General features: G+C 64.4%; 22 protein-coding genes. 9 read left to right on the forward strand and 13 right to left on the reverse strand.

Translation table 11 applies throughout. The annotated features are described in order from the left end of the window. Window positions 1-6: 6 nt before the first annotated feature. The 4 genes from VSR82_RS15350 (at window position 7) to VSR82_RS15365 (ending at window position 5229) form a co-directional block, all read left to right on the forward strand. Window positions 7-942 carry a MaoC family dehydratase gene (locus VSR82_RS15350; protein ID WP_429459922.1) on the forward strand — a complete coding sequence of 312 codons (936 nt, stop codon included), beginning with the start codon at window positions 7-9 and terminating at the stop codon, window positions 940-942. Between the two features lie 86 nt (window positions 943-1028). Further along, window positions 1029-2330 (forward strand): acetyl-CoA C-acetyltransferase, encoded by a 1302-nt coding sequence (locus VSR82_RS15355; RefSeq protein ID WP_368582723.1) that lies wholly within the window; start codon window positions 1029-1031, stop codon window positions 2328-2330. 36 nt (window positions 2331-2366) lie between these two features. Continuing rightward, the gene (locus VSR82_RS15360) at window positions 2367-4166 is read left to right on the forward strand and encodes an AMP-binding protein (protein WP_429459925.1); all 1800 of its coding nucleotides are present in this window, start codon (window positions 2367-2369) and stop codon (window positions 4164-4166) included. A 97-nt stretch (window positions 4167-4263) separates the two neighbouring features. Further along, complete coding sequence (locus VSR82_RS15365) at window positions 4264-5229, forward strand: DUF1571 domain-containing protein (RefSeq protein ID WP_429459927.1); 966 nt, start codon at window positions 4264-4266, stop codon at window positions 5227-5229. 18 nt (window positions 5230-5247) lie between these two features. Here the strand turns inward: VSR82_RS15365 and VSR82_RS15370 are convergent, their stop codons facing one another. The 5 genes from VSR82_RS15370 to VSR82_RS15390 form a co-directional block, all read right to left on the reverse strand. Next, window positions 5248-5679, reverse strand: coding sequence for a hypothetical protein (locus VSR82_RS15370; protein WP_368582720.1), 432 nt, complete (start codon window positions 5677-5679; stop codon window positions 5248-5250). A gap of 52 nt (window positions 5680-5731) precedes the next feature. Beyond that, the gene (locus VSR82_RS15375) at window positions 5732-7309 is read right to left on the reverse strand and encodes an FAD-binding oxidoreductase (protein WP_410848943.1); all 1578 of its coding nucleotides are present in this window, start codon (window positions 7307-7309) and stop codon (window positions 5732-5734) included. A 100-nt stretch (window positions 7310-7409) separates the two neighbouring features. Then, entirely contained in the window at window positions 7410-8315 is a 906-nt protein-coding gene (locus VSR82_RS15380; RefSeq protein ID WP_429459930.1) for a zf-HC2 domain-containing protein, read from the reverse strand. Beyond that, on the reverse strand, window positions 8315-8875 hold the full coding sequence (locus VSR82_RS15385; RefSeq protein WP_368582717.1) for a sigma-70 family RNA polymerase sigma factor: 561 nt from the start codon (window positions 8873-8875) through the stop codon (window positions 8315-8317). The genes VSR82_RS15380 and VSR82_RS15385 overlap by 1 nt, the downstream gene beginning before the upstream one ends. Before the next feature lie 26 nt (window positions 8876-8901). Then, window positions 8902-9039, reverse strand: coding sequence for a hypothetical protein (locus VSR82_RS15390; protein WP_176108899.1), 138 nt, complete (start codon window positions 9037-9039; stop codon window positions 8902-8904). Window positions 9040-9507: 468 nt separating this feature from the next. On the opposite strand from VSR82_RS15390, the gene hfq reads away from it, so the two are divergent. Beyond that, complete coding sequence (gene hfq / locus VSR82_RS15395; RefSeq protein ID WP_368582716.1) at window positions 9508-9981, forward strand: RNA chaperone Hfq; 474 nt, start codon at window positions 9508-9510, stop codon at window positions 9979-9981. 30 nt (window positions 9982-10011) lie between these two features. Here the strand turns inward: hfq and VSR82_RS15400 are convergent, their stop codons facing one another. Then, window positions 10012-10239: a hypothetical protein gene (locus tag VSR82_RS15400; protein WP_429459933.1), complete on the reverse strand. Its 228-nt coding sequence runs from the start codon at window positions 10237-10239 to the stop codon at window positions 10012-10014. A 205-nt stretch (window positions 10240-10444) separates the two neighbouring features. Here VSR82_RS15400 and VSR82_RS15405 point away from each other — a divergent pair, with 205 nt between their 5' ends. Further along, on the forward strand, window positions 10445-10636 hold the full coding sequence (locus VSR82_RS15405) for a hypothetical protein (RefSeq protein ID WP_368582715.1): 192 nt from the start codon (window positions 10445-10447) through the stop codon (window positions 10634-10636). 228 nt (window positions 10637-10864) lie between these two features. Here the strand turns inward: VSR82_RS15405 and VSR82_RS15410 are convergent, their stop codons facing one another. Beyond that, window positions 10865-11581 (reverse strand): DUF2968 domain-containing protein, encoded by a 717-nt coding sequence (locus tag VSR82_RS15410; RefSeq protein WP_410848946.1) that lies wholly within the window; start codon window positions 11579-11581, stop codon window positions 10865-10867. 413 nt (window positions 11582-11994) lie between these two features. On the opposite strand from VSR82_RS15410, the gene VSR82_RS15415 reads away from it, so the two are divergent. After that, a complete protein-coding gene (locus VSR82_RS15415; RefSeq protein ID WP_410848947.1) occupies window positions 11995-12480 on the forward strand; it encodes a DUF2147 domain-containing protein in 486 nt (161 codons plus the stop codon). A 159-nt stretch (window positions 12481-12639) separates the two neighbouring features. Here VSR82_RS15415 and VSR82_RS15420 read toward each other — a convergent pair whose 3' ends face one another. The 6 genes from VSR82_RS15420 to typA form a co-directional block, all read right to left on the reverse strand. Beyond that, window positions 12640-13098, reverse strand: coding sequence for a transposase (locus VSR82_RS15420; protein WP_410848948.1), 459 nt, complete (start codon window positions 13096-13098; stop codon window positions 12640-12642). A gap of 98 nt (window positions 13099-13196) precedes the next feature. Next, a complete protein-coding gene (gene zapE, locus VSR82_RS15425; protein WP_429459936.1) occupies window positions 13197-14294 on the reverse strand; it encodes a cell division protein ZapE in 1098 nt (365 codons plus the stop codon). 89 nt (window positions 14295-14383) lie between these two features. Beyond that, entirely contained in the window at window positions 14384-15814 is a 1431-nt protein-coding gene (lpdA, locus tag VSR82_RS15430) for a dihydrolipoyl dehydrogenase (RefSeq protein ID WP_429459938.1), read from the reverse strand. Between the two features lie 139 nt (window positions 15815-15953). Next, window positions 15954-17222 (reverse strand): 2-oxoglutarate dehydrogenase complex dihydrolipoyllysine-residue succinyltransferase, encoded by a 1269-nt coding sequence (gene odhB, locus VSR82_RS15435; RefSeq protein WP_176135844.1) that lies wholly within the window; start codon window positions 17220-17222, stop codon window positions 15954-15956. A gap of 140 nt (window positions 17223-17362) precedes the next feature. Next, window positions 17363-20224: a 2-oxoglutarate dehydrogenase E1 component gene (locus VSR82_RS15440; protein WP_368582708.1), complete on the reverse strand. Its 2862-nt coding sequence runs from the start codon at window positions 20222-20224 to the stop codon at window positions 17363-17365. Window positions 20225-20630: 406 nt separating this feature from the next. Further along, complete coding sequence (gene typA / locus VSR82_RS15445; RefSeq protein WP_176108910.1) at window positions 20631-22460, reverse strand: translational GTPase TypA; 1830 nt, start codon at window positions 22458-22460, stop codon at window positions 20631-20633. Between the two features lie 326 nt (window positions 22461-22786). On the opposite strand from typA, the gene VSR82_RS15450 reads away from it, so the two are divergent. Both VSR82_RS15450 and VSR82_RS15455 read left to right on the forward strand, forming a co-directional pair. Continuing rightward, window positions 22787-23302, forward strand: coding sequence for a MarR family winged helix-turn-helix transcriptional regulator (locus VSR82_RS15450; protein WP_410848951.1), 516 nt, complete (start codon window positions 22787-22789; stop codon window positions 23300-23302). 52 nt (window positions 23303-23354) lie between these two features. Further along, entirely contained in the window at window positions 23355-24875 is a 1521-nt protein-coding gene (locus tag VSR82_RS15455) for an efflux transporter outer membrane subunit (RefSeq protein ID WP_429459943.1), read from the forward strand. Window positions 24876-24910 lie beyond the last annotated feature (35 nt).

Genomic DNA, 24910 nt, shown 5'->3' on the forward strand with positions numbered 1-24910 from the left:
ATGGCTATGGACGAACCACGCGATCCGTTCGGCAGCCGTCAGCTCGCGCCCGCGCCGGGCGGCGACGGCGCGCGGCCGAAAACCGTCGTCATCGAAACGCTGCCTGCGCCGGCAAAACTTTACGGGCGCGCGCTGACGGGCCTCGTCAAGCGAGGCCGCGAATCGCGGCTGCCGCCGTTGCGGCTCGTGCGCCCCGCCGTCGTGCTCGAGCCCGGCCCCGCGTGGCGCTATGCGCGCGTGTGCGGCTTCATTCCCGAGCACGGCGTGCCGCTCACTTACCCGCACCTGCTCGCGTTTCCGCTGCATCTGCTGATGCTGACCGACCCCGCGTTTCCGTGGCCCGCGCTCGGTCTCGTGCATCTGGCCAATCACGTGCGGCTGCGCCGGCCGCTCGCCTACAAGGATCTGTTGCGCATCGAGGTCGAATTTGGCGCGATGCTGCGCCACGACAAGGGCCAGGCATTCGTCGTGCATACGCGCATCTATCGACGCGGCGAGGCGGTGTGGGACGGCGACAGCATCTATCTGAAGCGCGCGGTGCCAGCGCTCGGTCATCCGCTCGAAGCGCTCGCGCTCGGCCCCGACGCGCTGCAACGGATCGCGCGCTGGCAGCTCGCGCCGCAACTGGGCCGCGACTATGCGAGCGTGTCCGGCGACTACAACCCGATCCACCTGAGCGCGCTGTCGGCGAAGGCGTTCGGCTTTCCGCGCGCGATCGCGCATGGCATGTGGACGCTCGCGCGCGCTGCTTCGTCGCTGCAGCCGCCGAAGCCGCTCGCCGAAGCGACGCTCGCCGCCGAGTTCAAGCTGCCGATGCTGCTGCCCGGTGAAGCGTCGCTGTGGAGCGCCTCGCCTTCGCTGATCGAGCGCGATCTCGAGGTGCGCGATATCGCCGGGGTCAAGCCGCATTTGCGCGCGCGCATGCAGTGGCGGCTGCTGTGAGCCGCGAGCGCGCCGTTCGTAGCGTTTGCATCGTTTGCATCGATTGCTTCGACCAATGATCCGGGCACGACCCAAAGGAGCCGAGCATGTCCCACCCGCAACCCGCCGTGCGCCGCGTCGCCGTCATCGGCGGCAACCGGATTCCGTTTGCGCGCTCGAACACCGCGTACGCGAGCGCATCGAATCAGGACATGCTGACCTTCACGCTGCAAGGGCTCGTCGATCGCTACGACCTGCACGGCGTGCGTCTCGGCGAAGTCGCGGCGGGCGCGGTGATCAAGCATTCGCGCGACTTCAACCTGACGCGCGAGTCGGTGCTGTCCACCACGCTCGCGAAGGAAACCCCCGCCTACGACGTGCAGCAGGCCTGCGGCACCGGCCTCGAAGCGGCGATCCTCGTCGCCAACAAGATCGCGCTCGGGCAGATCGACGCGGGCATCGCGGGCGGCGTCGACACCACCTCCGACGCGCCGATCGGCGTCAACGAGCGGATGCGCAAGATTCTGCTCGAAGCGAATCGCGGCAAGAGCACCGGGCAACGGGTTGCCGCGCTCAGCAGGCTGCGGCCCGGCATGTTCTTCAAGCCGCTGTTGCCGCGCAACGTCGAGCCGCGCACCGGGCTGTCGATGGGCGAGCATTGCGAACTGATGGCCAAGCGCTGGAACATTTCGCGCGAGGCGCAGGACGTGCTCGCCTACGAAAGCCATCGCAAGCTCGCCGATGCGTACGCGCGCGGCTTCGTCAACGATCTGATGACGCCGTACAAAGGCCTCGCGCGCGACAACAACCTGCGCGCCGACCTGTCGCTCGAAAAGCTGTCGAATCTGAAGCCGGTGTTCGACCGCGACGCCGGAACGCTGACCGCGGGCAATTCGACGCCGCTGACCGACGGCGCATCCGCGGTACTGCTCGCAAGCGAAGCATGGGCGGCCGAGCGCGGCTTGCCGGTGCTCGCGTATCTGAGCTGGTCGGAAACCGCGGCCGTCGACTTTTTCGACAGGCAGGAAGGCCTGCTGATGGCGCCCGCCTACGCCGTGCCGCGCATGCTCACGCGCGCCGGCCTCGCGTTGCAGGACTTCGATTTCTATGAGATTCACGAAGCGTTCGCGGCCCAGGTGTTGTGCACGCTCGCGGCATGGCAGGATGACGAATATTGCCGTACGCAGCTTGGCCTCGCCGGCGCGCTGGGGTCGATCGATCGCACGAAGCTCAACGTGAACGGCGGTTCGCTCGCGACCGGCCATCCGTTTGCGGCGACGGGCGGACGCATCGTCGCCGCGCTCGCGAAGATGCTCGCGCAACTCGACAAACCGGCTGGTGGCGCACGCGGGCTGATCTCGATCTGCGCGGCGGGCGGCCAGGGGGTCGTCGCGATTCTGGAGCGCTAGCGCGGCAGCGGATACCAACATATCAGGAGGCAACCGATGATCGAGCCCACCCAAGCGCCGCAGCAAGTGCCGGATGCAGGCAGCACTCAGGTGTCAAACCCGGCGCCAAACGCGGCGCCAAACCCCGCACCGAACACCGACGGCATCTGGTACGCGTCCTATCCAGACGACGTGCCGCGCGACATCGACGTCACGCAATACGAATCGATCGACCAGTTCTTCGACGAATGCACCGCGCAGTTCCGCGAGCGCGTCGCGTACGTCAGCGTCGGCGCGAGCCTGACGTACGGCGAGCTGGCCCGCAAGGCGAGCGCGTTCGCGGCCTACCTGCAAAGCATCGGCGTGCAGCCCGGCGAGCGCGTCGCGATCATGCTGCCGAACACGTTCCAGTATCCGGTCGCGCTGTTCGGCACGATCAAGGCGGGCGCCGTGGTCGTCAACGTGAATCCGCTCTATACGGTGCGCGAACTCGCGCACCAGCTAAAGGACAGCGGCGCGCAGACGATCGTCGTGTTCGAAAACTTCGCGAAGACGCTCGAAGACGCGTTGCCCGGCACCAGGGTGCGCAACGTGATCGTGACCGGCCTCGGCGATCTGCTCGCCGACGGCGTGAACCTGAAGGGCCACCTGCTCAATTTCATGCTGCGTCACGTGAAAAAGATGGTGCCCGCCTACCAGCTGCCGCAGGCGGTGCCGCTGCTGAAAGCGCTTTCGATCGGTTACGCGCGGCCGCACACGCCGGTGCGCGCGAGCCACGAAGACATCGCGTTCCTGCAGTACACGGGCGGCACGACAGGCGTCGCGAAAGGCGCGATGCTCACGCACCGGAACATCATCGCCAATCTGTTGCAGGCGAAGGCATGGGCCGCGGGGCAACTGTCCGGTGAAGGCGAAACGGTGCTCACACCGCTGCCGCTGTATCACATCTACTCGCTGACCGTGAACGCGCTGATTTTCATGGGGCTCGGCGGGCGCAACATCCTGATCGCGAATCCGCGCGACATGAAGCGGGTGATGATGATCCTGCGTCACGAAAAATTCACCGGCATGACCGCGGTCAACACGCTCTATAACGCGTTCCTCGACAACGAGGAATTCTGCCGGCGCGATTTCTCGGACCTGAAGCTCGCGATGGCGGGCGGCATGGCGACGCAGAAGAGCGTCGCGGAGCGCTTCAAGGCGGTGACGGGCAAGCCGATCGTCGAGGGCTACGGGCTGACAGAGTGCTCGCCGATCGTGTCGATGAATCCGGTCGATCTGACCAATCTGCGCGACTTCGAGGGCTCGGTCGGACTGCCCGCGCCGTCCACGCAGGTGCGCTTCAGGAAAGACGACGGCAGCTGGGCCAATATCGGCGAGGCGGGCGAGCTGTGCGTGAAGGGCCCGCAGGTGATGAAGGGCTACTGGAACCGCCCCGACGAAACCGCGAAGGTGATCGACGACGACGGCTGGCTCGCGACCGGCGACATCGGCGTGATCGACTCGCGCGGCTTTATCCGTCTGATCGATCGCAAGAAGGACATGATCCTCGTGTCGGGCTTCAACGTGTATCCGAACGAAATCGAGGATGTGATCGCCGCGCATCCGGACGTGCGCGAAGTGGCCGCGATCGGCGTGCCCGATCCCGCGCAGGGCGAGCGCGTGAAGGTGTTCATCGTGCGGCGCACGCCGACACTGACCGCCGAGCAGGTGATCGCGTACTGCCGCAAGAATCTGACTGGCTACAAGGTGCCGAAGCTCGTCGAGTTCCGCGACGAGTTGCCGCAAACCAATGTCGGCAAAATTCTGCGCCGTGCATTGCGCGACGAGGAACTCGCGAAACAGAAGTCTGCCTGACGGGAATAAGCATTGCTTCAATGCGTTATAGCTTTGTTGCCTTGCGTTATTGCCTTGCATGTTGCATGAGCGGCCGCGCCACTTTCTGGAGAAATTCATGAAGCACCGCATGTCCGCCCGCTCTCATCGCTTGCGACCCCGCTTGCGACCCCGCTTGCGATTCCGCTCGCTGCCGGGTGCGCTGCTCGTCACGCTCGCCCTGCTATCGGGGCCGGCGGCGGTCGCGCAGAACGACGACCGCCCGCCCCCGCTCGACACCGCGAACGCCGTCAAGCCGCCCACCACGCCGCCCGCGCAGGTCGGCAAGCTGACGCTCGACCAGCAGGTCAAATGGCTGCGCGCCGCGCAGCAAAGCGGCACGCTCGAAAAACTCGACGACGCGCAACTGGTCGCGCTGTTCAAGTCGCTCGATCCGCTGACGCTGCCGCGCTATATCAAGGAAGGGCCGAACGGCTACCCGTCGTACGAGTTCACGATGTCGCGCTCCGAACGCATTCGCGGCATCTGGCCCGACAAGCCCGATCACATGCTCGTGCGCGTCGCGCACGATCCGCTGCGCATCTACGCGAAGTGGCTGCCCGACGGCGCGCACGCGGGCCAGGAAATCATCTACGACGAATCGAAGCGCAGCGACGAAACGCTCGGCCACCTCGGCGGCATCATGAACGTGATGCCGTTGTGGACGTCGCTGACCGGCGCGCTCGCACGCTCGCAATCGAATCACAGCGTGCGCGATCTCGGCACCGAGTACGTTGCCGATCAATACCTGAGTGAAGGGAAAAAATACAGCCAGACCGGCTTGCCGCGTTCGGTGCAGATCGAAGTGAAGACGATCGACGATGTGCGCGTCGTCGCGTTCACGTTCGAAACACCGGTCGGCCAGCCGCAGTTCTACGCGAAAAAGGAAACGCTCGGGCTCGATCTGCGGCATCCGTTCTTTCGCACCATCGAGTCTTACGACAACGACGGCAAGATCTTCGAGCAGATCGTGTTCGAGAGCATCACGCCGAAGACGTTCGACGATTCGACCTTCGATCCGACCAACAAGGACTATAAGTTCTAGCCGGGTTTTGCCAGTTTTTTAGCCGCGCCCGCTGCGCGGCGTCAGCGCGAAAGCCACGTGGACGGGTTGCGCATGCAGCCCCTCGCGCGCTTCGTGACGATGCTCGACGAAGCGTCCGGTGCGCAGCGCGAGGTGTTGCAGCACGAAGTAATCGGACGCGCGCGTGAAGCCGATCAGCGCGGGCATCGGGTGCGGGGTCCGGCCGTCGTCTAGCAGCGGCGCGAGGGTGGTGAACCACAGCGCGCCGGCATCGTCGCCGGTTTCGAAGGTCGGCAATCGCAGATGCGCGGCATAGCGCGCGAACGACGCGCCGCATTCGAGCGTCGAGTCGACGATCGCGAACGCGCGCGCATCGTCGGCACACGCGGCGGCTTGCGCGAGCCACGGCCATGCGCCGCCCGCGGCCGTCGCGAGCCATGCACCGGTCAGCATGAAAGTGCGTCGATCCATTGGCGTGTACGTTCCATTCACTCGTTGATCCCGCGCTTTTTCACGCGCTTTTTCATGTATAGCCTCGCCGGTCGCGCCACGCCGCGGGCCAGATGCCCTGCTTGCCCGGCGCGAGAATGCCGTTCGGGTCGAGCGCATCCTTCAGCGTTTCCGCGAAGCGCAGCGACGCACCGTCGTTGAAGCTGTATTGCGCGGCCGCGAAATCCATATACGCGAGATGCGCGCGATATTCGCCGTAGCCTGCCGCGCGCGCGTCGCTCATCAGCGAGCGCAGCAGCGCGCCGGCCTGCTCCACCTGGTTCGCGTCGTCCCGATCGAAGATCGCCGCGAAAATGTGATGCAGATGCCGCGCGCCCGCCGTGAAGCCGCCGTAGTAATCGAAGCCGTATTCGGCGGCGCGCGCTTTCACCATCGTGTACTGGCGCATCGCGTCGCGCCCGGTCGCCGGACAGATCGGCGCGAAGTCGACGTGCGCGCCCGCGCCGCCGCGCCAGTCGAGCATGCGAAACGCGGTCATCGCGGGGATGCCGGCCATGTTGCGGTCGCCGCCGCCGCTCGGCTGCGCATCGCCCGCATAACGCGCCGCCGCGAGCCGCGCATCGGGCACCCGCGCGAACGCGCGCTCGATCAGCGCGTAGCGCGCGTCGATCACCTCGGGCGTGCCGTATAGCGCGAAATGCAGGTTCCAGCGGCCGACGCCGAGCTTGTCGAGCATCGCCTGCACCGCGCTCTCGGGCATCGCGCCCGCGCCGTGGTACCACTGCCGGCGTGGCGAAAGGCCCGCCGCGCGCCGCAAACCGCCCTCGATCACCGCGTGATTGCGGATCGTGCCGTCGAGCCGCAACGGCCGCAGAATCTCGACGATCGCCTCCAGATCGGCCTCGCGGCGAAACTGGATTTCGCCGAGCAGATACGCGGGCGGTGCGGGCATCAGCCACACGCCGAGCTTGGTCACGATGCCATAGTTCGACTGCATGAACAGCGCATCGAACGACGGCCCGTAGCCCGGCTGATACAGCTGCCACGCCGTGCCGATTTCGACGCCGCCCATGCCGGTGCGCAGCAGGTCGCCGTTGGCGAGCATCACCTCCATTCCGCATTGCGCGGCCGCGTGGTCGCCATAGTCGGTATAGCCGAAGCCGCGCTCGAGCGTATTGCCGACCACGCTGCCCCAGCCGGCGGCCGGTGGATCGACCCACAGCTTGTAGCCCTTGTCGCGCAGATGCGCGTACAGATCGAAATAGCTGACGCCGGGCTCGACGAGCGCATAGGCGAGCGTTTCATTGACTTCGAGGATGCGGTTCATGCGCTGCAAGTCGAGCACGACCGAGCCGGTCAGACGCGGCGCGGCGCCGCCGTACGCGAAGTTGCGCCCGGTCGACACGGTCCATAGCGGAATCCGGTACTGATTGGCGATGCGCAGCACCGCGCGGATTTCATCGACCGACGCGGGCAGCACCGCGGCGCTCGCGGCGAACGCACCCGGCTCGCCGGGCGCGAACGGATCGATATAGACGGCGAGGCCGGCGTCGGAACTCAGCACGTGCGCGTCACCGACGATCGCGCGCCAGCCGGCAAGCGCACGGTCGAACTGCGCGGCGGACAGGTTGGGCGGCAGCGTCGGGGGCAAGGCGTCTCCTTGTCGGTCGGGTAAGCCGAGGGTGCGGTCCCGCGTGGCAGCAGCAATGCGTGCCTGGCCGCCGACGGCCTTTACGACACGCTACCGCCCCCTACTGCTGCCACGCCTCAGGCTTACCACCGAGCTCGCTGCACACGTCGATCGCGATTTCGCGCAGCTTGCCTTCCGTGATCGCGCCGGACAGCGCGTAGCCCATGCGGTCGCTGACCCAGTAGAAGGTGCGGCGGTTGCCGTCGCGAAACAGGCGGAACACGGTTTCGTCGCGCGTGACGCCGGTCACGTACAGCGTGAGGCGCGCGCCGGCCTGGTTCTCGTACATGAACTGCGCGGCCGGCCCGGACTCGCCGGGCAGCAGCCGGCCGCCCACCAGCGAATAACCATACTCCTGCAGCGACGGCACCGACAGCGGCCGATTCAGCCGCTTCGACAGCCACGCGATCAGATGCTCCTCTTCGCTCGCCGCGACTTCGACCGGATGACGCCGCTCCGGCGAGTACACCGCGTACGCGACATCCGCGCGCTGCGCAAAACCGGCCGGCTGGCCGCCGAAGCCGCTCCACGCGCCGCCGCTCAGCCGCGGCGCGAGCGGACCGAGCACCAGCGCGAGCCCGGCGCCGGCCGCGAGCCAGCAGGCGGCGAGACCGGCGCGCTGCCACCACGGCCGCGCACGCCGCACGACGATGAAAGCCGGCTCCTGCTCCGTGGGCTGGCTGCCGGCGTAATGTCGCTCGCCCGGTTCAGCGGCTTGCTGCTCGTAGTCGGCTTCCTGCCCCGCTTGCGCGTGCCATACATCGCTGCCCGGCACGCCGCACAGCGCCCGCAGCGCCGCCTTCTGCGCGCGCCACGCCGCGACGCGCGCGGCGGCCTGCGGATGCTGGCGAAGCTGCGTTTCGACCGCGGCGCGCTGCTCATCCGTCAATTCGCCATCGACATAGGCCGACAGCGAGCGCAGATCGGGCTCGTCGGGCAATCCGGATTCGGGGTTATCGTTGTTCATTATCGGTTTCTCACCACTTTCAGCGGCGCTACTTTGTGCGCCGCCCGCGGCGCACGGGGCTGCGGTCCGTGCATTGGCCCCGGCGGCTCCTCGCACAGCAACGCGCGCATATGCTCGCGTGCCCGCGACAGCCGCGACATCACTGTACCGATCGGCACCCCCAATGCACTCGATGCCTCCTGGTACGACAGCTCCTCCACGCACACTAGCAGCAGCACCTCACGCTGCTCGAGTGGCAGGCAGTACAGCGCGCGCTGCACGTCGCGCAGAACCAGACCGTCGACCTCGCCGTGCGGCGCCTCGAGATTGCGCCAGGGCGCGCTTTCCTCGTCGACGGCGATCTCGCGCCGCCCGCGCAGTTGGTCTATGTACAGATGCCGCAGGATCGTCAGCAACCACGCGCGCAGGTTGCTGTTCGGCCGGAATGCCGACCAGCGCGCAAGCGCGCGCTCCGCCGTATCCTGGACGAGATCGTCGGCCCAGGCGCGGTCGCCCGTCAGTGCGCGCGCATAGCGGCGCAACTGCGGCAGCCACGCGATCACTTCCGATTCGAAGCTCACCCGGTGTGCCAGGCGCGGTCGCGGCTCTAGTAGCCGCCGCTGCTGTTGCTGTTGCCGCTCGAACTCGACGCGGCGTTGTCGGTGTCGGCCGCGTGAGCAAGGGAGCCGCACGCGAGCGCGAGCAGGACGAAGAGCGCTGACAGAATACGGGATGCTTTCATCATGTTGAATCTCCTCACGGATGCCCGGCGCACGATCGACCGACAGGCGCGGCGGGCGGTGGGCGGCAAGCCGCCGAATGCGGTGCTGCCATACTGGGCTTAACGCTGCGACCGAGCGGTTTATTCCATCGCGGCCGTGGCGCCGTGTCGCTGCGCTGCTGTTGCGCTGCTTTCTCCGGGATTTTTTTGGGTTTTTTCGGGGCGTTTTGACGCCGTAGCGGGTGGTCGCGCAGCACACCCCTATGTTCTTCCTTTTCCGCCACGCTTGCCGGCAATGCCTGGAGAGACCGGAAGAAGACGCCATTGACCAGCAGATTCGTAACTCAACGTTACAGTCTCGCGGTATCGGATGCTTATGGGCTCACAAGCCGTTATAGTGGACGAAGTTCGCCCCGTCGACGCGTACTGCCCCGCCTGGAGTAGAAAGGGTAGAATCGCGGCGAACCACCGTCTATCTAACCTGAATTGTCCATGGCTTCCGCAGAATCGCATCCGCAAAACGACTTCATGAACGCCGCGCGCAAGGAACGAAAGCGCGTCGAGATCTATCTGGTCAACGGCATCCGCCTGACCGGATGCATCGAGTCGTTCGATCAGTACCTGGTGATGCTGCGCACGCCGGTTGGCCTGCAAGGCATCTACAAGCGCGCGATCTCCACGATCCAGCTCGACACCGGCACGCGGCCGGCGCCGCGCACGGGCCGAACGTCGCATGGCGAACATGGCGCGCGCGGCCCGCACGGGTCGCGCGAACATCGCGAGCCGCGCGAGGGGCGTGAATCGTATGGCGCGCCGGCCGCGGAACGCGCGCCGAGCGAGCGCAGCGGCAACCCCGAAGGCCCGGTGGTCGTCACGCGGCGGCGGCGTCTATTCGGCACCGGCGGCGAAGGCGGCAATCATGGCGGCAACCACGGCAGCGGCAACCCCAGCGGCAATCAGGAATAAATACGAAGGAGCGGTGACGGCCGCGCCTCGCTAATCCGCGCACGGACCGAGGCGCTGCAGAATTTTCTCCAGTTGGGTCAGCTGCCGCTCGGTCAGCTCGAATCTCCCCTTGACCGCCAGCACGCGGCGGCGCCAGTAGCCGGCGTCGAACAGGTGCAGCGCCGGTTGCCGCGTCGCCCAATCCAGGTGTTCCAGTTCAGTTTCCACGACGTGGGCTGCGAGCACTCGTCGTGTACCCGCCGGCTTTTTCGCGTTCATGTGGTTCGCTGTGTGATGGATCGATGGAGGTGTCGCTCGCGGCTAAAGCGCGGCTCAGGTGCGGCTCAAGCGCGGCCGGGACACTCGGAGAACGAATCGATGCGGGCCGGTTTCAAACGACGCGCCTTGCGCGATTCGGCCGACGTTCGTCGATAGCCGCAATGCGCTATGCTGAATCATTGATCCTCTACCGATGGAGCGCGCCATGACCAGCAAAAGCCAGCATGCCTCCCGGCCTGCGCGCACGCGCCGGACGCCGTCGACGTCCGCCGACACGCGGCTCGATGAAGCGCTGATGGAAAGCTTTCCCGCCAGCGATCCGATCGCCGTCGATGTGACGGAGCCGTTTCGCGAGCGGATGCGCAAGACTCAGGCGGATACGCGCAAGCGGCATTGAAATCGCGCCGTCTTGGGTCGCACCATGGCGCGGCAGCGAGCCATCGTGGCTCGCGAACAATGTCGAGTGGAAATGCCGAAAAGCCCGGCGGCGAGAGTGCGATGCGCGGGTTGGCGGGGTGCGGAAAGCACCAATCGAACTTGACGACGGTAACGCCCGCGGACGGGCGGCACGGCGTATCGATTTGCGCGCCGTGCCGCCCGTCCACCGAGGCTCACATCGTCGTGCTCAACGCAGCGGCAAGCCGCTCTCGAGCTGACGCTGCAGGTTGCGGACTTGACGCTGCGCGACGCGCAACTGATCCTGCGCGGCGGCCTTCTGCTGCGCCAGTTCGGTCGCCTCGGCGCGCTTCTGCTCCTGCTGGCTCGCGACGATGCTCTGCTGCTGACGCGCGACGTCGAGGTCGGCCTGCAGCCGGCTCGCGCGTTCCTGCGACAACGCGACCAGGCGCTGCGTGAACGCCTTCTGCGCTTCGAGTTGCGTACGGCGGATCTCAACGTCCGACAACTGCATCGTCTGCCGCGCGAAATCCTTGTAGATCAGCTCGGCGCGCGCGGCGTCCTGCGTCTTGATCACGCGCCAGAAGTTTTTCTGTTGGAACAGCGCGACGTAGTAGGTCATCTCCTTCCCGTAGAACAGCAGGCTCGCGCCATAGCTGCCGTTATACGTGGTGCGCAGTTCGCTCAGATCCGAGCCATGGATCATCTGCTGCAATTCAGCCACATTCCCGGTGGCGGATTGCCGGCTTTCATCCGGCGTCAGTGCGGTGGTCTCTGCCTGGCCGCCCTGCGACGTGTCGGTCGGCGCGCTCGTGGGAACCGGCTGGGACACGATCGTACCGCTCGCATCACTGTTCTGCAGAGCCTGTGCATTCGCGCCCTGAAGGGCCCCCAATACGATGCATGCGGCCAGAGCAATCTTTCGTAGCTTTGACTTTCGGTCCATGTGACACCTGTTGAACAGATCTTGTTTTAGTAGAAAACGGGGAATTATTACTCAATTTTGCGAGTTCCGGGCTCTTCGTCGAAAATTTGGCACCTGCGCGTTTGCTCCGTTGGCGGCGCGCTATTACAGCCTCGATCTTTTCGTCTGGAAAGCGGTCGTTGATGCGCTGGTGGACAGCGCTTCAACGCGAGGCTCTTCCCATAGCTGAATTGACACGCCTCCGAACGACGCGTGCTGATTAGAAGCTTCTCTATCAAACGGCGCATGCGCTTTCGCGTATTCTGCGCTGGCGATGCAAACGGCACGCCGCTAGCATGGGCCCGCATCGCGAAGACCGGTGCCGCGCATCCCACCACTATGCCCATAAAGCCGCGCGACCACGATCGCGCCGTCTCATATCAAGGAGGAAGGCAATGACTCAATTCACTCATCGTGCGCGCGCGCTCGCGCTGCGCACCGCCCGTCATGCCGCGCTCGCCGGCGCCCTGCTCGCCAGCGCCGTGACCGCGATGGCGCAGACCGAGACACCGATCGGCATGTGGCAAACCATCGACGATCATACGGGCCAACCGAAAGCGCTCGTGCAGATCACGCAAGACGGCAATGGCGAATTGAACGGCAAAGTCGTCAAGGGTCTCGGGGCGAACGACCAGCCGGATCGCCGCTGCAGCGCATGCACCGACGCGCGCAAGGACCAACCGATCCTCGGCATGACCATCATCAACAGCATGAAGAAGGATGGCGACGCGTGGGATCATGGCCAGATTCTCGATCCTGAAAACGGCAAGGTCTACAAGTGCAAGATGCATCTCGAAGACGGCGGCAACAAGCTCGTGGTGCGAGGCTATATTGGCGTTGCGCTGCTCGGCCGCTCGCAGACGTGGATCCGGCAGCAGTGAGGTTCGACGTGGAGCCTTTGTGTGGCCTCGCACGTTGCCTGAATGAGCGCATCATGCTGCAACGATGGCGCGCTCAGCACCAGCACGTACAGCATAAAAAAACGGCCGGCGATCCAGAATCGCGCGGCCGTTCTCATTGGGGCAAGTTGTTTGCGTGGGTCATGCTGCCTGCTTGAACGGTGCAGCGTAACCGGACGGCGTCGCCGACACTGCCGTGGCGGATACCTGGTCGTACACGGCGGGCGGAACACGGAACGCCGCGGCTGTGCGGCGGGCCCCGGCGCGCTTGTGCGGCGCGCTCGCGTGCATGCGCATACGCGCTTCCATCAATCTGCAGAGATCTTCGCTTGCGGTGCCGAGCAGTTGCTCCGTGACGTGTTTGAGCACGCCCGATTGGTACCAGGACTTGAAGCGGCGATGACAGGTTTGATACGACGGGTAGCGGCGCGGCATGGTCGACCAGGTGGCGCCGCTATACATGACCCAAAGCACGCCGTTGAGCACTGAGCGGGTATTGGCCAGGGGACGGCCACGCATTTCGGCACGCGGCCGGAGTTCAGGCAGCAGTGGCGCAACGCGCTGCCATTCTTCATCGGTGATTTCGCGGTACGAGTTCATGCTTCCTCCTTTGTCAGAACAACGACAAAAGATAGCTAGTCACCCGCGCGCGGAATATAAGACCACTCCGATTCCTAAGGACTGTCCTACGCCGAGGCTCAGGTTAGAGACGTATCGACGATCCGGCGAGGTGTATCGAGATACTCCTTCGACTGCATCTCGACGATGCGCGATACCGTCCGCGTGAATTCGTTGGCCATCGGACCGTCGACGTACAACTCCTCCGGCGGCACCGCGGCCGACATCAGCAGCTTGACCTTGTGGTCATAGAACACGTCGATGAGCCAGGTGAAGCGGCGCGCTTCCGACGCCATGCGCGCCGACATCTGCGGCACGTCCGACAGGATCACCGCGTGAAAGCGGGTCGCGAGTTCAAGGTAGTCGTTCTGCGAGCGCGGGCCGCCGCACAGCGTCGCGAAGTCGAACCAGACGACGCCATCCGCGCGGCGCAGCGCCTTCAGCTCGCGCTTCTCGATATGGAGCAGCGGACTTTCGTCAGGCACCGCGGCGAGGCGCGCGAAGGCGTCGCGCAGCGCCTTGCCGGCGGCGGCGTCCAGCGGCGTGTGATAGACCTCCACCTGGGCGAGCGTGCGCTGCCGGTAGTCGATCCCCGCGTCGACGTTGATCACGTCGAGCTTCTGCTTGATCAGCTCGATCGCGGGCAGCATGCGGTCGCGATGCAGGCCGTCCGGATACAGCGTGTCGGGCGCGTAGTTGGACGTCATCACGAACTGCACGCCGTTCTCGAACAGCTTGTCGAGCAGACGATACAGGATCATCGCGTCGGCGATATCCGACACGTGGAATTCGTCGAAGCAGATCAGCCGATAGCGCTTCGCGATGCGGCGCGCGAGTTCGTCGAGCGGATCTGCCCGGCCCTTGAGTTCTTCGAGCTCGCGATGCACTTCGCGCATGAACTCATGGAAGTGCAGACGGGTTTTGCGATGCAACGGCACGATCATGTAGAAGCTGTCCATCAGGAAGCTCTTGCCGCGGCCCACGCCGCCCCACATGTACACGCCGCGCGGCAGATCCGGGTGAATGATCAGCTTCTTGAACGCGTTCGAGCGGCGCGACTTGTATGCGGTCCACTCTTCATAGCACCGCTGCAGGCGGTCGACCGCCGCGCGCTGCGCCGGATCGGATTGATAACCCCGCGTCTGCAGTTCTTTTTCGTAGTATTCGGTGACGTTCATCGTGTTGCTGCAAAAAGAAAGGCGGGAGGGAGTGAACCCCGCCCGCCTTTGGTGATGCCAAGGTTGCGTTTCAGCTCAGGCGTGCGCGCTTACATGTTCAGCGCGCGCTTGTCGACGGCGAGTGCCGCTTCGCGCATGACTTCCGAGAGCGACGGGTGCGGATGGCAAATCCGGCCGATGTCTTCCGACGCCGCCTTGAACTCCATCGCCACCACGGCTTCCGCGATCAGGTCCGATGCGTTCGCCGAGATGATGTGCACGCCGAGCAGTTCGTCGGTCTTCGCGTCGGCGATCATCTTGACGAAACCGTCCGCCTTGTTGATGCCGAGCGCGCGGCCGTTCGCCATGAACGGGAACTGGCCCGTCTTGATCTCGCGGCCTTCGGCCTTCAGCTGCTGCTCGGTCTTGCCGACCCATGCGATTTCCGGCTCGGTGTAGATCACCCACGGAACGCAGTTGTAGTCGATGTGCGGCTTCTGGCCGTCGATCACTTCCGCGACCATCACGCCTTCGTCTTCGGCCTTGTGCGCGAGCATCGGGCCACGCACCACGTCGCCGATCGCGTACACGTTCGGCACAGCCGTCGCGCAGTGGTCGTCGACGTCGATGAAGCCGCGCTCGTTGGCCTTCAGGCCGATCGATTCGAGGCCGAGGTTGTCGGTGTTCGGCACGCGGCCGACCGACACGATAAGGCGGTCGGCTTCGAGCGTCTGCGCGTTGCCGTCCTTGTCCGTGTAGGCGATCGTCACGCCGTTCGCGCCCGTCTTCACTTCGCCGACCTTCACGCCGACGTGAATGTCGAGACCCTGCTTCTTGAACTGCTTGGCCGCTTCCTTCGACAGCGCCTGGTCAGCCGCGCCGAGGAACTCCGGCAGCGCTTCGAGCACCGTCACGTCAGCGCCGAGGCGGCGCCACACCGAGCCAAGCTCCAGACCGATCACGCCCGCGCCGATCACGGCGAGCTTCTTCGGTGCCGTGTCGAAGCTCAATGCGCCTTCGTTGTCGGCGATCAGCTTGTTGTCGACCGGGATGCCCGGCAGATGACGCGCCTTCGAACCCGTCGCGATGATCACGTTCTTCGCCGTGACGACTTCGGTTTCGCCTTCGCCGCTCACTTCGATCTGCACGCCGGCGTTGGTCTTGCCGGTGAACTTGCCGTGGCCCTTGAGCCACGTGATCTTGTTCTTGCGGAACAGGAATTCGATGCCCTTGGTCATCTTCTCGACGATGCCGTCCTTGCGGGCCATCATCTTCGAGATATCGACCGACACGTCGCCCACCGAGATGCCGTGGTCGGCGAGGTGATGCGACGCGTTTTCAAACTCTTCCGACGACGCGAGCAGCGCCTTCGACGGAATGCAGCCGACGTTCAGGCAGGTGCCGCCAAGCTTCAGCGCGCCGGCCGGGTTCTTCCATTTTTCGATACATGCGACGGTCTTGCCGAGCTGCGCTGCGCGGATGGCGGCGATATAACCGCCAGGGCCTGCGCCGATCACGACGACGTCAAATTCTTTGGACATGACAATCCCTTTGATAGCGGAACGGCGCCGGACCACCCAAGGTGGCGCGCGCCGTTCCTGTACTGCGAAATGCTAGATACGTACTGACTAGATGACGCCGGCTTGCGGTTTCACAAGCCGGCGCGCTCCGGGCGGGCGCTTACAGGTCGAGCAGCAGGCGTGCCGGATCTTCCAGCGCGTCCTTCATCGCGACCAGCGACAGCACGGCTTCGCGGCCGTCGATGATGCGGTGATCGTACGACAGCGCGAGGTAGTTCATCGGGCGGATCACGATCTGGCCGTTTTCGACCACAGCGCGTTCCTTGGTGGCGTGCACGCCGAGAATCGCGGACTGCGGCGGGTTGATGATCGGGGTCGACAGCATCGAGCCGAACACGCCGCCGTTCGAGATCGAGAAGGTACCGCCGGTCATTTCTTCGATCGACAGCTTGCCGTCCTTCGCCTTCTGGCCGAATTCGGCGATCTTCTTCTCGATGTCGGCGAGGCTCAGCTGATCTGCGTTGCGCAGGATCGGCACCACCAGACCGCGCGGCGAACCGACCGCGATACCGATGTCGAAGTAGCCGTGATAGACGATGTCGTTACCGTCGATCGACGCGTTCACGAGCGGGAACTTCTTCAGCGCATGAACAGCCGCCTTCACGAAGAACGACATGAAGCCGAGCTTCACGCCGTGTTCCTTCTCGAACTTGTCCTTGTACTTGTTGCGCAGATCCATGACCGGCGCCATGTTCACTTCGTTGAACGTCGTGAGGATGGCGTTGGTTTGCTGCGACTCGAGCAGACGCTCGGCGATACGCGCACGCAGACGCGACATCGGCACGCGCTGTTCCGGACGGTCCTTCAGCCACTGGTCGGCCGATGCCGGAGCCTTGACGTCCGGCAGCGACGGCTTGGCAGCCTTCGGTGCGGCAGCCGGCGCCGGTGCAGCCTTGGCAGCCGGAGCGCCTGCGGTCAGCACGTCGCCCTTGGTGATGCGGCCGTCGCGGCCCGTGCCGGCGACGTCGCCAGCAGCCAGACCCTTCTCGGCCATCAGCTTGCCGGCAGCCGGCGAAGCAGCGGTGTTCGAGCCCGTTGCGGCAGCAGCCTGAGCCGCAGGCGCGGGAGCCGCTGCGGCGACCGGAGCCGGCTTCACTTCCGCTTCGACAGCGGCGGCGCCTGCGGTGCCTTCCGTGTCGATCTTCGCGATCACCTGGTCCGCCGTGACCGTGTCGCCGTCGTTCGAGATGACTTGCGCGAGCACGCCTGCTGCCGGAGCCGGCACTTCGAGCACGACCTTGTCGGTCTCGATTTCGATGAGGATTTCGTCCTGAGCGACAGCCTCGCCGGGCTTCTTCTTCCACTGCAGCATGGTCGCTTCCGAGACCGACTCGGAGAGCTGGGGAACCTTGACTTCAACAATAGCCATTATGAGTATCCTGAATACGTATCGGGTGACGGCGCATTTTCACGACCGCCTGCGAACCGCGCGCACTGCGCCTGAACCACATGGGAACGTTCGGCGCGGCGCGGGAAAGCGCACTGCGCTCTCCCGGCTCGTCTGTTTCTTTACTTGGCGATCGACGCGCTCTTGAGGCGGCCGAAAGCGCCTTCGACCAGCGCCTTCTGCTGCTCGTAGTGCTTCGCGTAGTAGCCGACTGCAGGCGAAGCCGAAGCCGGACGGCCGCTGTACGCCAGCTTCTGCCCTTCCTTCATGCCTTCCTTCAGATGGTGCTCGATGTAGAACCACGGGCCCTGATTCTGTGGCTCGTCCTGCACCCACACCACTTCGGTTGCGTTGTCGTACTTCTTCAATTCCGCTTCGAACTGCTTGTGAGCGAACGGATACAGCTGCTCGATACGGACGATCGCGACGTCGTTCACCTTCGCTTCGCGGCGATGCGCGACCAGGTCGTAGTACACGCGGCCCGAGCAGACCAGCACGCGCTTGACCTTCTTCGCGTCGATGGTTTCGTCCACTTCGCCGATCACCGGCTGGAACGAACCCTTCGCGAGTTCCGACAGATCCGACACGGCTTCCTTGTGACGCAGCAACGACTTCGGCGTTGCGACGATCAGCGGCTTGCGGAACAGACGGATCATCTGGCGACGCAGCAGGTGGAAGATCTGCGCCGGCGTGGTCGGCTGAACGACCTGCATGTTGTGGTCTGCGCACAGTTGCAGGAAACGCTCGATACGCGCCGACGAGTGCTCCGGACCCTGGCCTTCGTAGCCATGCGGCAGCAGCATCGTCAGGCCCGACACGCGGCCCCACTTCACTTCGCCCGACGAGATGAACTGGTCGATCACGACCTGTGCGCCGTTCACGAAGTCGCCGAACTGCGCTTCCCACGCGACGAACGTGTTCGGTTCAGCGGTCGAGTAGCCGTATTCGAAGCCGAGCACCGCTTCTTCGGACAGCACCGAGTCGATCACCGTGAACTTCGCCTGACCTTCGGCGATGTTCTGCAGCGGCACGTAGGTGCCGTCGTTCCAGCGCTCGCGGTTCTGGTCGTGCAGCACCGCGTGACGGTGCGTGAACGTGCCGCGGCCCGAATCCTGGCCGGTCAGACGAACGGCGTAGCCCGATGCGACCAGCGATGCGAACGCGAGGTGCTCGCCCATGCCCCAGTCGAGCTTCGCTTCGCCGCGGCCCATCGCGCGACGGTCGTTGATCACGCGCTCGACGAGCGGGTGAACCTTGAAGTTTTCCGGAATGGTGGTGATGCGCTCGGCGAGGCGCTTCAGTTCCGCGAGCGGGACGGCCGTGTCGGCCGCGTCGGTCCACTTGCGGTTCAGGAACGGCACCCAGTCCACCGCGTACTTGCTCTTGTAGTTCGAGAGCACCGGGTCGACCGTGTGGTGGCCTTCGTCCATCGCCTTGCGGTAGGCCTTGACGAATTCTTCGCCTTCGTCGGCCTTGATGACGCCCTGCTGCACGAGCTTTTCAGCGTACAGTGCGCGCGTGCCCGGGTGCTTCGAGATCGTCTTGTACATCAGCGGCTGCGTGACCGCCGGCGTGTCCTGCTCGTTGTGACCCAGCTTGCGGAAGCAGACGATGTCGACGACGACATCCTTGTGGAACTGCATGCGGAAGTCGATCGCCATCTGGATGGCCAGCACGACAGCTTCGGGATCGTCACCGTTCACGTGCAGCACCGGCGCTTCGATCATCTTGACGACGTCCGAGCAGTACAACGTGGAGCGCGAATCGCGCGGGTCCGACGTCGTGAAGCCGATCTGGTTGTTGATGACGATGTGCAGCGTGCCGTGCGTGCCGTAACCGCGCGTTTGCGCGAGGTTCAGCGTTTCCATCACGACGCCCTGGCCTGCGAAGGCCGCGTCGCCGTGGATCTGCACCGGCAGCACCTGGATGCCGTTTTCGTCGCCGCGGCGGTCCATACGCGCCTTCGCCGAGCCCTCGACCACCGGGTTGACGATTTCGAGGTGCGACGGGTTGAACGCGAGCGACAGGTGAACCGGACCGCCTTCGGTCGCGACGTCCGACGAGAAGCCCTTGTGGTACTTCACGTCGCCAGCCGGCAGATCATCGACGTGCTTGCCTTCGAATTCAGCGAACAGGTCGGCCGGCATCTTGCCGAGCGTGTTGACCAGCACATTCAGACGGCCACGGTGAGCCATCGCGATGACGATTTCCTGAACGCCGCGCAGACCGCCGTGACGCACGACTTCGTCCATCGCCGCGATGAAGCTCTCGCCGCCTTCGAGCGAGAAGCGCTTCTGACCGACGTACTTGGTGTGCAGGAAACGCTCGAGGCCTTCGGCGGCCGTCAGGCGGTTCAGGATGTGCTTCTTCTTGTCGTTGCTGAAGTTCGGCGTCGAACGGATCGATTCGAGGCGTTCCTTCCACCAGCGCTTCTGTTCCGGATCGCTGATGTACATGTACTCGGCGCCGATCGTGCCGCAATACGTGTCGCGCAGGGCTTTGACGATCTCGCGCAGCGTCGCGCGCTCGAACCCGAAGTACAGATTCGTTGCGCTGAACTCCTGGTCCATGTCGGCTTCGGTGAAGTCGTAGAACGCGGGTTCAAGTTCGGGGATCGCGGGACGTTCGCGGCGCTTCAGAGGATCGAGATTGGCCCATTGCGAGCCGAGGAAGCGATATGCGCCGATGAGGGACTGGACGTAAACCTGTTTGCGGGCAGTTGCGAGATCTTCGCCGCCGGTAGTTGCGCGCGGCAGGAAGGCATTGGCCTTGGCGCGCTGTGCAAACGATTCGACGATCGGGCCGTGGGCCACGTCGTTGGCGTTGCTGCCGTCCGATGCGGGCACGTTCTGCAACGCATCGAAATAGCTGCGCCAGGTCTCGGGCACTGACGCCGGATTATCGAGATACGCTTCGTACATTTCTTCAACGTACGGAGCATTGCCGCCGAACAGATAAGAGTTCGACTGGAATTGCTTCATCATTTTTACGCTCACCTTTCTTCGAGCTTCTCGAGAAATAGCGGGTTACAGAACCTTCCGCGACACGGCCTGACCGTTTAGCGGATTGCGCGAATCAAGTCTTGCTTGGAAGGACCTAAAACTTTGCACCCGGGAGCATAGCACAGAACGAATAGCCCAGATAGCGGACAGCACACGCGGGAAAGCCTGTGATGGCGGGCGTTTCGCGGGTGACGGGGTGCTTCTTCAAAGCGCGCAATAGTCTTCTGTAGAAAATGAGAAGGCGAATTGCGCAATAGGTGTCTACACCTGTGTCGTCCGGAAAGTGCCTAGGCATGATGCAACGCCACAAGTGCCGACGCGCCGAAAACAAAAAAGCCACCCGAAGGTGGCTTCCGTTGCCTGCTGTCCAGACGGATTCGAGTCCCGCTTATTCGCCGGCAACCTTGTTGCGGCTGGCGCTGCGGCGCTCGTGTTCCTTCAGGTAGCGCTTGCGCAGACGGATCGACTTCGGCGTGACTTCGACCAGCTCGTCGTCGTCGATGAACTCGACAGCGTATTCGAGCGACAGCTGAACCGGCGGCACGAGACGCACCGCTTCATCGGTGCCCGACGCGCGCACGTTGGTGAGCTGCTTGCCCTTGATCGGGTTCACGACGAGATCGTTGTCGCGGCTGTGAATGCCAATGATCATGCCTTCATACAGCGCTTCACCCGGCGACACGAACATGCGGCCGCGGTCCTGCAGCTTCCACAATGCGTACGCGACTGCCGCGCCGTCGTCCTGCGAGATCAGCACGCCGTTGCGACGCTCGCCGACCGCGCCTTCCTTGACCGGCTGGTACGAATCGAAGGTGTGGCTCATCAGACCCGTGCCGCGCGTCAGCGTGAGGAATTCCGACTGGAAGCCGATCAGACCACGTGCCGAAATACGGTACTCGAGACGCGTGCGGCCACGGCCGTCCGACGCCATGTCGAGCATTTCGCCCTTGCGGCGGCCGAGTTCTTCCATTACGCCGCCCTGGTGGGTGTCTTCCATGTCGACGGTCAGGTTTTCGTACGGCTCGTGCTTCTCGCCGTTGATTTCCTGCATCACGACACGCGGACGCGACACGGCCAGCTCGTAGCCTTCGCGGCGCATGTTTTCGACCAGAATGGTCAGGTGCAGCTCACCGCGGCCCGCCACTTCGAACGTGGTTTCGTCCCCGGTATCGCGCACGCGCAGCGCGACGTTGTGATTCAGTTCCTTCATCAGGCGGTCGCGGATCTGACGGCTCGTGACGAACTTGCCTTCGCGGCCCGCGAGCGGCGACGAGTTGACGAGGAAGTTCATCGTCAGCGTGGGTTCGTCGACGGTGATCATCGGCAGCGCTTCCGGCTGTTCCGGCGAGCAGATCGTCACGCCGATGCCGACTTCCTCGATGCCGTTGATCAGCACGATGTCGCCCGCCTCGGCAGAGTCGACCTGCACGCGATCGAGGCCCTTGAACGACAGCACCTGGTTGATCTTGCGATTGAGGATTTCGCCTTCCGGGCCCGAGCGCACCGCGACGGCCATGCCCGGCTTGATACGCCCGCGGGTGATACGGCCAATGCCGATACGGCCGACGTACGACGAGTAGTCGAGCGACGTGATCTGCAGTTGCAGCGGACCTTCCGGATCGGCCGGGCGCACCGGCACGTGCTGAAGGATTGCCTCGAACAGCGGACGCATATCGCCGTCGCGCACGTCAGGCGTGAGACCCGCATAGCCGTTCAGCCCCGATGCGTAGACGATCGGGAAGTCGAGCTGCTCTTCGCTTGCGCCGAGCTTGTCGAACAGGTCGAAGGTCTGGTTGATCACCCAGTCGACCCGCGCGCCCGGACGGTCGACCTTATTGATCACGACGATCGGCTTCAGGCCGAGCGCGAGCGCCTTCTTCGTGACGAAGCGGGTTTGCGGCATCGGGCCTTCCACCGCGTCGACGAGCAGCAGCACCGAGTCGACCATCGACAGCACGCGCTCAACTTCGCCGCCGAAGTCGGCGTGCCCCGGCGTGTCGACGATATTGATGTGCGTGCCTTCGTACTCCACCGCGCAATTCTTCGACAGGATCGTGATGCCGCGCTCTTTTTCGATGTCGTTCGAGTCCATCACGCGCTCGGCGATCTGCTGGTTCTCGCGGAACGTGGCGGTCTGACGGAGGAGCTGGTCGACGAGCGTAGTCTTGCCGTGGTCGACGTGAGCAATGATGGCAATGTTGCGTAGGGCGCGGGTCATAGGAAACCTGAAGACGGTTGAGTGCGCCGCTTGCTTATGCTGCTGGTTGAGGAGCCAAACCACGACAACAAGCCCAAAGCGCACTTTTGGGAACCCAAAAGTATAGCACGCGCTGATGATCCTTTCTGGTATTCCCCGATAGACCGTAGCTCTGCGGGTCCCCGTTGAGCTTTGCGAATACCGCGTCATCCGCGCCCTACGCCAATCCGTACGGCATCTCGCTAGAGCAGGAAATAATCCTTGCCTAAGCTGTATTTACGCTTGTCGTGTCAATCAACAGCCAGCTATACTAATGCCTAGTCAACCATTGCAATCGCACGAGAATCATGACGGAGCCGTCCCACGACCCCACGCCGGACCTCAGCGAGTATCAACTCGGCGAAAGCGTCGGTTATCTCATCTCGCGGGTGAAATCGACTCTGCACAATCTGGTTACGCAGCGCAGCATGGCCGAGCTCGGCATCACTAGCCAGCAAGGCAGCATCCTGTTCATGGTGGCGAGCGGCAAATGCCTGCTCGCGGCCGAGTTGGCCCGTGAATATGGTATCGACGCAAGCGCCGTCACGCGCCTGATCGACCGACTCGAAAAGCGCGGCCTGCTCACGCGGGTGCGCAGTAACGAAGACCGGCGCGTCGTGCGCCTCGCGTTGACGCCGGAAGGCAATGCGATCGCGGCCCGCATGCCGGCAATTTTCAACGGCGTGCTCGACACCCTGCTGAACGGGTTCACCCCGGAGGAAGTGGGCTTCCTGAAGAGCATGCTGCGCCGCGTGCTCGCCAATTCCGGCGAATACACGGGACTTTCCCGCGATGCCTCGAGCCATCCCGATAGCAAATCGTAATAGCTTGCTTGCTGCGTCCATCACTACATTCCACTCAAAGAAGAGTCGAGCGATGAAATCCCTTTCCCTGTCCGCGCCCGCGCTGTCGAGCCGGGCCGCTGTCGCCGCCGCGGTGACGGCGCTCGCCCTCACGGGGTGCGCGAACTACTTCGGCGTCAAGAGCGACAAGCAGATCGCCTCGCCGACGCAGTACGAGTCGACGCAGAGTCTGCCCAACGAGGGCGGCCAGTGGCCATCGCTCGACTGGGCCAACCAGTTCGGAGACCCGCAACTGCCGAAGCTGATCGCGGAAGCGCTCGAGGGCAGCCCGTCGATCGCCCAGGCGCAGGCGCGGCTCGCGAAGGCTTCGTCGTATATCGAAAGCTCGCGCTCGGCGCTATTCCCGAAGGCCGAACTGAACTATTCGTGGACCCGCGAACTGTACTCGGCGAACGCCCTCTTCCCACCTCCGTTCGGCGGCACCTGGTTTAGCGAGAACAACGTGCTCGCGAGCGCATCGTGGGATCTCGACCTGTGGGGCAAGAATCGTCAGCGCCTCGGCCAGGCCGTATCGCAGCAGAAAGCCGCCGAAGCCGACTTGCAGCAGGCGCGCGTGACGCTCGCCGCGTCGGTTGCGAGCACCTACAACCAGCTCGCGCAGCTGTACGCGTTCCGCGACATCGCCGCGCGTGAAATCGCGAACCGCCAGGACGTCGGCCGTATCACGGACAACCGCGTGAAGGCCGGTCTCGACACCAACGTCGAGAAGCAGACCGCCGCCGGCAACATCGCGACGAGCCAGTCGAACCTCACCGATCTCGACGGCCAGATCACCGTCGTGCGCTACCAGTTGGGCGCGCTGCTCGGCAAAGGCCCGGACCGCGGCCTGCAGATCGACAAGCCGGTGCTCTCCGGCGGCAACGTGGTCGCGCTGCCGGACAACATCCCGGCCGACCTCGTGGCGCGTCGCGCGGACATCGTCGCCGCGCGCTGGCAGGTCGAAGCCGCGATGCACGACGTGAAGGAAGCGAAAGCCGAGTTCTACCCGGACGTGAATCTCGCGGCCGGCTTCGGCTTCGACGCGTTCGGCTGGGGCCGTTTCCTGACCTCGTCGAGCCGTCAGATCCAGTTCGGCCCGGCGATCCATCTGCCGCTCTTCGACGCCGGCGCGTTGCGCGCGCAGCTGAAGGGCCGCTACGCCGACTTCGAGGGCGACGTTGCGAACTACAACCAGACGTTGATCAACGCTCTGCAGGACGTATCCACGCAGGTGTCGTCGATCCGCTCGATCGACCGCCAGGAAGGCGACGCCCAGCGCGCGCTCGAGGCGTCGAGCAAGGCATACCAGCTGGCCGTGATCCGCTACAAGGCCGGCCTGTCGCCGCAGTTGCAGGTGCTAACCGCCGACGACAACCGCCTTGCCGCCGAGCAGACGGTCACGGGTCTGCAGATGCGCCGCCGCAGTCTGCAGATCGGCCTGATCAAGGCACTGGGTGGCGGCTTCGACGCGACCCAGACCGGTCTCATCGTGCCGACCGATGCTCCCGCATCGGCCAACTCCGCGAACCACGCCACGAGCACCGCCGCGAACTGAGCGAGACCGCCCGCGCCAACACACACGCATACACA

This window comes from Burkholderia sp. JPY481, assembly GCF_038900515.1.
Lineage (GTDB): Bacteria > Pseudomonadota > Gammaproteobacteria > Burkholderiales > Burkholderiaceae > Paraburkholderia > Paraburkholderia youngii.